This window comes from Actinomadura sp. NPDC049382 (assembly GCF_040677125.1).
GTDB classification, from domain to species: domain Bacteria; phylum Actinomycetota; class Actinomycetes; order Streptosporangiales; family Streptosporangiaceae; genus Spirillospora; species Spirillospora geliboluensis.
The window spans coordinates 25,228-34,339 of sequence record NZ_JBFARO010000084.1 but is presented as its reverse complement, the minus strand read 5'-3'; the positions used below and the strand labels follow the sequence as shown (position 1 = coordinate 34,339).

The window sequence follows — 9,112 nt, the reverse complement described above, 5'->3', positions numbered from 1 at the left end:
ATAAATAACATTAGCGGTATTACGCTTTCTTTTTGTGCTTGACGGTTGTGATGTGGTGTGCTTTTCAGTTTGGGGAGCGCCGCGCCGCGGGCCGCCCCGCTCGGGGGCGGCCCGCTCCGGATCGTCCTGGTCCCGAGCGTCCTCCATGCGCGCGATCCTATGCAGCCCGCGCCGCCGGGGAGGCCGTCACGACTTGTAGTCGGGGTATCCGTAGCCGACGATGTCGGCGGCGGAGCGCACCTTGACCTTGACGGCGTTGCCGGTGTTGCCCTCGACGGTCTGGACGGTGCCGTCGCCGACCTTCTTGATCACCATGCCGACGTGCCGGATGTCGGTGACCTTCTTGCCGCCGTCCCAGGCGAAGAAGACGATCGCGCCCGGCTTGGGCTCGGTGCCCCAGCGGCCGTGCTCCTGGAACCAGCGGGCGTGGGCGACCGTCCAGGCGTCGCTGCCGATCTGGTCGGTGAAGCCGATCTGCTCGCCGACCCAGGAGACGAACATGTCGCACCAGTTCGCGTCGCTGTAGCCGCCGAGCGAGCCGCCGTCGCGCGCGAGGGTCTGCTGCGCGCGGGAGGTGCTCATGTACCACTGCTGGAACTTGGTCTCGCCGCCGCCGTCCTCCTTCACGCCCACCTGGGACCGGGCGAGCGCGATGGCCTGATCGGCGGTGGGCCGCGAGGCCGCGGCCTGCGGTCCGGCGGCGGCCGGCTCCGGCTCGCCCTTCGCGGACTTGCCGGGGGACGGTGCGGACGGCTTCGGCGTCTTGGCGGCCTTGCCGCTCCGCCCGCCCTTGGAGGCGTCCTTGGACGAGTTCCCGGACGAGCCCTTGTCCGCCTTCTTGGCGACGGCGGCGTCGGCCGCCGTGGTCGCCGCCGGGGCGGAGCCGAACGGCAGGACGGACGCCTGGGCGGTCATCGCGGCGGTGCCGAGTACGGCGGCGCCGACGAGGACGCCGCCGGTCGTCCGCCAGGGGAGGGACAGGGGGCGCGCCTTGCGGTGCTTGCCCGGGATCTTCTTGCGATGTGCGCCTGGCACGGGGGGTCTCCTCGACTTCCATGCCGCCTACCGGGTTAGCTGACGGGTTCGGGCGTGGAAGCCGCCCTACGGCCGCCCTTGGGCAGGCCGATTCACCCCGATGTGATGGGACTGGATGGGTCCCCGGCTCCGCGGACGGCGCGCCGGCGCGGCCGCGGACTCGGCGGTGACGTGCCCGCCATCGGGCACGCCGGTTCGGATGGGGAGCGCTCGGCGGGCGGGGCCCGCGGAGCGCAGGGGGTCCGGGCGTGGCCGCATGATGGGCGGCCACGCCCAGGTAACGCTGCGGAATCTCTCCTTCGCTCTTCCAGACGCCTACCGGGTTAGCTGACGGGTTCGGGCGAGGAAGCTGGCCCTACGGCGGGCTCCACCGGAACGGGGCCGGGAGAGACGCACCGATTCACCCCGGGTGCCGGAATGCCCGTCCGGGAGGACTCCCGGACTCCGGCGATGTGGTTCCCCGGTTCCGCGCTGCGGCGGATTCGGCGCTGCCGCTGCGCTCCTGGGGGCGAGATGGGGCCCGGCGCGGGACCTGTCTCCCGCGTGCGAACGAGCGGCGCCTGATGTTGTGCACGGACGACCGTCCCGTTGAAGGGGGGACGTCCGGGAGGCTGACCCGGATGGACCGCCGTGGCCGCGCTCTCAGCGCCATGCCGCTGCGGGCGTGCGCACGGTGGGCCGGGCCGGCCGCGGTCCGCGTGCGGACCGCTGCGGCACCCTGAGGGGGCCGCGGGGACGGCGCGTGGACCGTGCCGTCCCGAGGGGGTGCGGCACGTGGCTCGCGCCGCCGTCACGCGGCGGACTGATGCGCCGCGTGGGGCCGCGGCGCCTGGTGGGCGTCGCGTGACCACGGCGTCTGGAGGGCGCCGTGAGTGAGGACAACGTACCAAAGCCCCAAGAGAAGGCAAACCCCCCCAAAATTAACAACGGACCAGGTCAACCCTGGTCCGTTGTCGGGGGGAGCCGTTCCGCGCCCCTGTGGCGGGGCGCGGCGGGACGCGTCAGGGGCGTCCGGCGCCGTAGTAGTTGCTCAGGTAGTAGCCCGAGGTGATGCTGACGACCTCGACGTTCTTGCCGGTGCGCGGGGCGTGGATCATCTTGCCGCCGCCCACGTACAGGCCGACGTGGCCGAGGCTGCTGAAGAAGACCAGGTCGCCCGGCTGCAGGTCGCTCTTGGCCACCCGCTTGGTGGCGGCGTACTGCGAGTTGGTGGTGCGGGTGATGCTGACGCCCGCCGCCGCCCACGCCTTCATGGTCAGGCCGGAGCAGTCGTAGGAGCCCGGGCCCTCGGCGCCGTACTGGTACGGCTTGCCGAGCTGGGCGTAGGCGAAGTCGAGCGCCGCGCGCGGGGCGCCGCTCGCCGGGCCGGTGTAGGTGCCGCCGGTCGGCCCGCCGCCGCCGGAGGACGACGACGAGCCGCCGCCGAGCCGCCGGACCAGCGCCTTCTGCTTCTCGACCTGCTTGTCGAGCTCGACCTTCTTCTTCTTCAGCTCAGCCTGCTTCTGCTTCACCTCGTCGTAGGCCGCCTTGGCCTGCGACTGCTCGCGGCGGAGCCGCTGCGCGGTGGCGAGGAACTGGGTGAGCTGGGAGCTGCGCTCGTGCGACAGGTGGGAGAAGACGGCCGCCTGGTCGAGGATCGACTGCGGGTCCTTGCTGCCCACGAAGCCCGTCACGTCCGTGGAGTCGCCGTTCTTGTAGGCGGCGGCCGCCATCTGGGCGATCTTGGAGCGCTGCTGCTCGAAGGTGGCCTGCTCCTCCTTGCTCGCCTTGGTCGCCGCGTCGTACTTCTTCTTGGCGACCTTGAGCTTCTCCCGGTTCTGGTTGTACTTCTCGACTTCCTGGTCGAACTGCTCGCTCAGCTTGTCGAGCTTCTTCTGGGCCTGGGCCTTGGTCGGCCTGGGGTCGGCGTGCGCCACCACCGGGGGGGAGACCAGGGCGGCGGTCACGGTCAGGCAGGCGGCGGCCGCCAGGCGGCGGGAGGCGCCTCTGCTCGCGGGGCCGCCCCTCCGGTCACGCTCGCGTGCCGGTGCCCCGATGAGATCTTTGGCCACGGTCGGATTCGCCCCTCTCGTCCACGACGTCAGCGGACGACATTAGCGAGGGGCAACAACCGTCACAACCGATTCGTCACTCTTTGATGGAGATCGACGGGCTACGTCCACTTTCCGTGATGACCAGGTCACGGATTGCGACCCGTCCCTTATCGCGGCCTTAAACCGTCCTTAACCGGTGGCGCCCGGTCAGGACCGGCCGAGCCGGCGCAGCAGCAGCGTGGACGGGCACGGCCGGGCGTCGGCGCGCCGCGCCGCGTCGGCGACCTCGCGGTCCGAGGACACCACCACCACGGGACGGCCCGGCGGCTCCGCCTGCACCAGCTCGCCGATCAGCTCGTCCGCGGTCTGCCCGGGCGCGCTGAACTTCACCCGGACGCCGCGCGGCGCCGCGATCGCCACCGGCGCGTCCAGCTCCGCGCCGTCGAACACGCAGGTCACCTCGGCGCGGGTCTGCGCGGCCAGCCCGCCGAGCCCGGACACGAGCCGGCTGCGCTGGTCCGACAGCGGCAGCTCCCCGTAGCCGGTCTTCGTGACGTTGTAGCCGTCCACGATCAGGTGCACCTGCGGCAGCGCCAGCAGCCGGTCGAGCAGCTGCGGGTCGCTGTCGGACAGGGCCCGGCCCGGCAGCGTGCGGTGCGCGAGCCGGTCCGGCTCCAGCCCGCCGACCACGTCCGCCGGCCGGACGATCGTCGCGGGCAGCGCCAGCTCCCGCCGGACGCCCTGCGCCGCGTCCACGAGCGTGTCGAGCAGCATCCGCAGCCGGACGTCGTCGACGTTGCGCCCCTCCCGCGCGGCCCGCTTGGCGGCCTCCGCGGCCGTCTCCGCCCGCTCGGCACGGGCGCGCAGTTTGCGCACCTCCTTCTCCGCCGCGGCGGTCGACTCGCCGGCCGCGGCCAGCCGCCGCTCGGCGTCCGCCACGACCGTGTCCGCGCGCTCCTCCGCCGCCCGGTACCGGATGCGGGCGTCGTGCAGCTTGCGGCGCAGCTCGGCCACCTCGGCCTTGACCTCGCGCAGCTCCGCGCGCAGCTTCTCGTGCTCGGCGGAGCGCGAGGCGCGCGCGGCGGCCAGCTCCTCCTTCAGCGCCGCGACGCGGCGCTCGGCGGCCTCCTCCTCCGACGCGGACGCGGAGCGCTCCAGCTCGGCGCGAGCCGCGTCGACGAGCCCCGTCCAGCCGGCGGGCCGCAGCAGGTACGCCAGCACCGCGACCCGGACCGGGTCGGCGGCGGGCGGCACCCGCCCCGCCTCGACCTCCCCGACCAGGTCGGCCTGCGCCTCCCGCAGCGGCTCCGCGACCCGGCCGCGGAACGCGGCGTCCTTCTCCAGCACCGCCGCGATGTGCTGCCCCGCGAGCTTGGCGCGCTTGCGGCGCTCGAACCGCGCGAACCGGCGCAGCGGCACCGGGACCTCGTCGGCGGGCAGCGTCCCGATCAGCTCGGCGGCGGCCTCGACCACCGACTGCCGGACCGGTTCGGGGAGGGGCCTGCCCAGCTTCTCGTCGGACTCCGCGCAGCCGGGGGTCGCTTCGGGGCCGCTGTCGATGATCCCGCTCCTTCCGGGCTACGCCGCCGGTGGGCTCTGTCTTCCCTGCCGCCCCGCGTCCTAACCGGCGCCGACCAGGGCGGACGCGCGAACGGACGGGGCGCGCCGGGCTCCCCCGAGCCGTCCCCCGCGGCCCCCGCCCGGCGGGACGTGCCGGCGCCCCCCAACCCTAGCGGCCCCGGCTTCTGTCGGTGGGGTCCTCTACGGTCGCGCACATGACGGCTGCGCACGGTGTTGAGGGAGTGCAGGGGACGCTTGACGACCTCGGCACGCCGCTCGCCGAGGTCACCTTCGTGGTGGTCGACCTGGAGACGACGGGCGGCTCGGCCGCCGACTCGGCCATCACCGAGATCGGCGCGGTGAAGGTGCGCGGCGGCGAAGAGCTCGGCGACTTCGGCACGCTGGTCGACCCCGGCGGGCCCGTCCCGCCGTTCATCACCGCGCTGACCGGCATCACCACGGCGATGGTCACGGCCGCGCCGCGCATCGAGTCGGTGCTGCCCGCGTTCCTGGAGTTCGCGCGCGGCTGCGTGCTCGTCGCGCACAACGCCCCCTTCGACATCGGCTTCCTGAAGACCGCCTGCGCCGCGAACGGGTACGCCTGGCCCGCCTTCCCCGTCGTCGACACCGTCGACCTGGCGCGCCGCGTCCTGTCCAAGGACGAGGTGCCCAACTGCAAGCTCGGCACCCTCGCCCGCTTCTTCCGGACGTCCAACGAGCCGACGCACCGCGCCCTCGCCGACGCCCGCGCCACCACGGAGGTCCTGCACGGCCTCATCGAACGGCTCGGCTCCTTCGGCGTCACCTCGCTGGAGGAGATGCGCGGCTTCGCCAAGGCGCCCACCCCCGAGCAGCGCCGCAAGCGGCACCTCGCCGACGACGTGCCGAGCACCCCCGGCGTCTACCTGTTCGAAGACGCCGCGGGCGAGGTGCTCTACGTCGGCAAGAGCGGCGACCTGCGCTCCCGGGTCCGCAGCTACTTCACCGGCTCGGAGACGCGCTGGCGCGTCCGTGAGATGGTCGGCCTCGCCGAGAACGTCCGCACGATCGTGTGCGCCACCGGCCTGGAGGCCGAAGTCCGCGAGCTGCGGCTGATCGCCGAGCACAAACCGCGCTACAACCGCCGCTCGAAGTTCCCCGAGCGGGCCATCTGGCTGAAGCTGACCGTGGAGCCCTTCCCGCGGCTGTCGATCGTCCGGGAATGCCGCGCCGACGGCGCCCGCTACCTCGGGCCGATCTCGTCCCGGCGGCAGGCCGAGGAGGCCCGCGCCGCCCTCCACGAGGCCGTCCCGCTGCGCCAGTGCACCCAGCGGCTGACGCTCCGGCTGATCGAGCGCGGCAAGGCCCGCGCGTGCGCGCTCGCCGAGATCGGGCGCTGCGGCGCGCCCTGCGACGGCCGCGAGTCCCCCGACGCCTACGCCGTCCACGCCGGGACGGCCCGCGCCGTCATGGAGGGCGACGTCCGCCCCGTGATGGCCGCCGCCCAGGTCCGCATCGACCGGCTCGCGTCCGAACTGCGCTACGAGGAGGCCGCCGCGCAGCGCGACCGGCTCGCCGCGTTCGTCCGGGCCGCCGCGCGAGGCCAGCGGCTCGCCGCTTTGTCCCGGCTGCCGGAGCTCGTGGCGGCCCGGCCCGCCTTCGACGGCGGCTGGGAGCTGTCGGTGGTGCGCTACGGCCGGCTCGCCGCCGCCGGCACCGTCCCGCCGCGCGCCCACCCCCGCCCGTACGTGGACGCGCTCATCGCCACCGCCGAAACCGTGTTCCCGCCCTCCGGCGAGGCGCCCGGCGGCGTCCCCCTCGGCGCGCCCCCCTCGGCGGGCGCCACCGCCGAGGAGATGGAGTGCGTGCTGCGCTGGCTCGACCTGCCCGGCGTCCGGCTCGTCGAGGTCGACGGCCCGTGGACGTGCCCCGTGCACGGCGCCGAGGGTCTGCGCGAATGGATCGACAAGGCCTACGAACGACCCTACGAGCGGCCCGAGACGTCCCGCTCGCGCCCCGGCCGCCCACTAAGGTGACCCTGTGGCACTGCCCCTCTACGACAGCCAGCCGGCGCGCCGCGTCCCGTGGGTGACGTACCTGCTCGTCGCGGCCAACGTCGTGGTCTTCCTGCTCACGCCCATGTCGAACTTCGCGACCTGGTACGGCGAGGACCACGTCCGCGAATGCCGGGCGGCGCACTTCACCTACGAGTACGGCGCGGTGCCCAAAGAGCTGACCACCGGCGACCAGCAGCCGCTGCCGACCGACATCGTCCGCGAATGCGGACCCGCGTCCTTCGAGAAGGCGCCCTGGACCTCCGCGTTCACCTCGATGTTCCTGCACTCCGGGGCACTGCACCTGCTCGGCAACCTGGTGGCGCTGTTCGTCGTCGGCATGGGCGTCGAAGACCGCCTCGGCCGCTGGCGCTACCTCCTGAGCTACCTGGCGTTCGGCCTGGTCGCCGTCTACGGCTTCGCGTGGACCTCACCCGACTCGACCGTCCCACTCATCGGCGCGTCCGGCGCCATCGCCGGGGTGATGGGCGCCTACGTGATCCTCAACCCGCGAGGCCGCATCGTCAGCTGGGTACCGCCCGTCATCGTCGTCCGCCTGCCCGTCTGGGTCGTGCTGGGATACTGGTTCGTCCTGCAATGGCTGTCACTGGGCGACGAGAAGAGCAACGTCGCCTACACCGCCCACATCTACGGCTTCGTGGCCGGCGTCGCCTTCGCCCTCCTCGCCCGCCGAGCCGGCCCCGCCCGCCGCCCGGCCGCGCTGAGCCGCGGCTGACCCCCGCCCGATAGGGTCGGAGAGTTCCGTGTCTGAGGGGGAGGGTGAAGTGGTCACTGCGATCGTGTTCGTCAAGGCCGACGTCGCGCGCATCCACGAGGTCGCCGAGACGATCGCCGCGCTCGACGGCGTCAGCGAGGTCTACTCCGTCACCGGCGACCACGACCTCATGGCGATGGTCCGCGTACGCCGGCACGAGGAACTGAACGACGTCATCCCCGGCCGCATCAACAAGGTCCCGGGCATCGTCGGCACCGAAACCCACATAGCGTTCCGCACGTACTCGCAGCACGACCTGGAGCAGGCGTTCGCGCTAGGGCTACCGGACGCTGACTAAATGTGGGGGGGCGCCCCCCCACGCCCCCCGCGGTCGGGGGTTGCCCCTGCGCCTTCCGGCTTCGCTGGCGCTTCGCTACAGGCGCTGGGGCAACCCCCGGTGGGGGCTCCGCCCCCACGCCCCCGGTGGGGGCTTCGCCCCCTACCCCCCCGACAAGCGGGTGGCGGCTTGGTGTTGTGCGATGTGGGAGCCCTGACTGGGCATGGGGTGACAGAGCGTCTGCAGGACGCGCCAGCGAAGGTCGGAAGGCGTGAAGTCGTCCCCACAGTGGGGTGTGGGGGCGCCTCCTGCGTTGATACTCAGCGCAGAGAAGCTGACACCTCTACCCAGCGGGCCAGCAGGTCCTTCGCCTTGCCTGAGTCGACGGCTTCGGCGGCGCGGTCGTAGCCGGTTCGGAGGGCCTTGGTGAGGTCGGCGGCGGGCGGGGTGCCCTCGTAGGCGGTGATGAGCGCGGCCGCGTTCAGCAGCACCATGTCGCGGACCGGGCCCTCGGCGCCGGCGAACGTGTCGCGTGCGACGCGGGCGTTGAACTCGGCGTCGGCGCCGCGGAGGTCGTCCGGCTGGGCCGGGGGGATGCCCAGGTCGGCGGGGTCGAAGGTCGTCTCGGTGGCGGTTCCGTCGCGGACGACCCACACGGTGGAGGTGCCGGTGGTGGTGAGCTCGTCGAGGCCGTCGTCGCCGCGGAACACCAGGGACGAGCAGCCGCGGGCTGCGAACACGCCGGCGATGACGCCCGCCATCCGCGGGTGGAACACGCCGACGGCCTGCGCGGACGGGCGCGCCGGGTTCGTCAGCGGGCCGAGGAAGTTGAACACCGTCGGCGTGCCGAGCTCGCTGCGCGTCCGGGACGCGTAGCGCAGCGCCGGGTGGTAGAGCGGCGCGAAGCAGAAGGTGATGCCGGTCTCCTCGGCGACGCGCGCGGTGGCGTCGGGCGGGAGGTCGATGGCGACGCCGAGGTGCTCCAGCAGGTCGGCGGCGCCGCAGGAGGACGAGGCGGCGCGGTTGCCGTGCTTGACGACGCGGACGCCGGACGCGGCGGCCACGACGGCGGCCATCGTGGAGATGTTGACGGTGTGGGCCCGGTCGCCGCCGGTGCCGACGAGGTCGGCGATGTGCCCGGGGACCTCGATGCGGGTGGCGTTGTCCATCATGCCGTCGGCGAGGCCGGTGACCTCCTCGACGGTCTCGCCCTTGGCGCGCAGCGCGACGGCGAAGCCCGCGATCTGCACGTCGGTGGCCTCCCCGGCCATGATGCTGTTCATGGCCCAGGAGGTCTCCTCGCTGGACAGCGACTCGCCCGACAGGAGGGCGTTGAGCAGTGCGGGCCAGTTCGTGCGGGCGTCCATGTCCCCTACCGGGTCGTCGTGTCGTGCGGCCG

At 73.3% G+C, this 9,112-nt stretch carries 7 protein-coding genes and 2 riboswitches; of the genes, 3 read left to right on the top strand and 4 right to left on the bottom strand.

What is annotated here, in order from left to right:
- Positions 1-186 precede the first annotated feature (186 nt).
- From AB0K34_RS33185 to AB0K34_RS33175, 3 genes are all read right to left on the bottom strand, one after another.
- Positions 187-1,035: a CHAP domain-containing protein gene (locus AB0K34_RS33185; RefSeq protein WP_364552921.1), complete on the bottom strand. Its 849-nt coding sequence runs from the start codon at positions 1,033-1,035 to the stop codon at positions 187-189.
- Between the two features lie 16 nt (positions 1,036-1,051).
- A riboswitch (cyclic di-AMP (ydaO/yuaA leader) is annotated at positions 1,052-1,176 on the bottom strand.
- A 156-nt stretch (positions 1,177-1,332) separates the two neighbouring features.
- Positions 1,333-1,533, bottom strand: a riboswitch (cyclic di-AMP (ydaO/yuaA leader).
- Positions 1,534-2,036: 503 nt separating this feature from the next.
- A complete protein-coding gene (locus AB0K34_RS33180; RefSeq protein WP_301178108.1) occupies positions 2,037-3,086 on the bottom strand; it encodes a C40 family peptidase in 1,050 nt (349 codons plus the stop codon).
- A gap of 189 nt (positions 3,087-3,275) precedes the next feature.
- Positions 3,276-4,541, bottom strand: a complete 1,266-nt coding sequence (locus tag AB0K34_RS33175) for an NYN domain-containing protein (protein WP_301178107.1) — start codon at positions 4,539-4,541, stop codon at positions 3,276-3,278.
- Between the two features lie 302 nt (positions 4,542-4,843).
- Between AB0K34_RS33175 and AB0K34_RS33170 the strand changes: the two genes are divergently transcribed.
- The 3 genes from AB0K34_RS33170 to AB0K34_RS33160 are packed head-to-tail and all read left to right on the top strand — an operon-like array spanning position 4,844 to position 7,734.
- Positions 4,844-6,643: a DEDD exonuclease domain-containing protein gene (locus tag AB0K34_RS33170; RefSeq protein ID WP_301178106.1), complete on the top strand. Its 1,800-nt coding sequence runs from the start codon at positions 4,844-4,846 to the stop codon at positions 6,641-6,643.
- Between the two features lie 4 nt (positions 6,644-6,647).
- The gene (locus AB0K34_RS33165) at positions 6,648-7,397 is read left to right on the top strand and encodes a rhomboid family intramembrane serine protease (protein WP_364552919.1); all 750 of its coding nucleotides are present in this window, start codon (positions 6,648-6,650) and stop codon (positions 7,395-7,397) included.
- A 49-nt stretch (positions 7,398-7,446) separates the two neighbouring features.
- A complete protein-coding gene (locus tag AB0K34_RS33160; RefSeq protein WP_346046534.1) occupies positions 7,447-7,734 on the top strand; it encodes an Lrp/AsnC ligand binding domain-containing protein in 288 nt (95 codons plus the stop codon).
- A 299-nt stretch (positions 7,735-8,033) separates the two neighbouring features.
- On the opposite strand, the gene trpD is transcribed toward AB0K34_RS33160, so the two are convergent.
- A complete protein-coding gene (gene trpD, locus AB0K34_RS33155) occupies positions 8,034-9,080 on the bottom strand; it encodes an anthranilate phosphoribosyltransferase (RefSeq protein ID WP_301178165.1) in 1,047 nt (348 codons plus the stop codon).
- Positions 9,081-9,112: the final 32 nt, after the last annotated feature.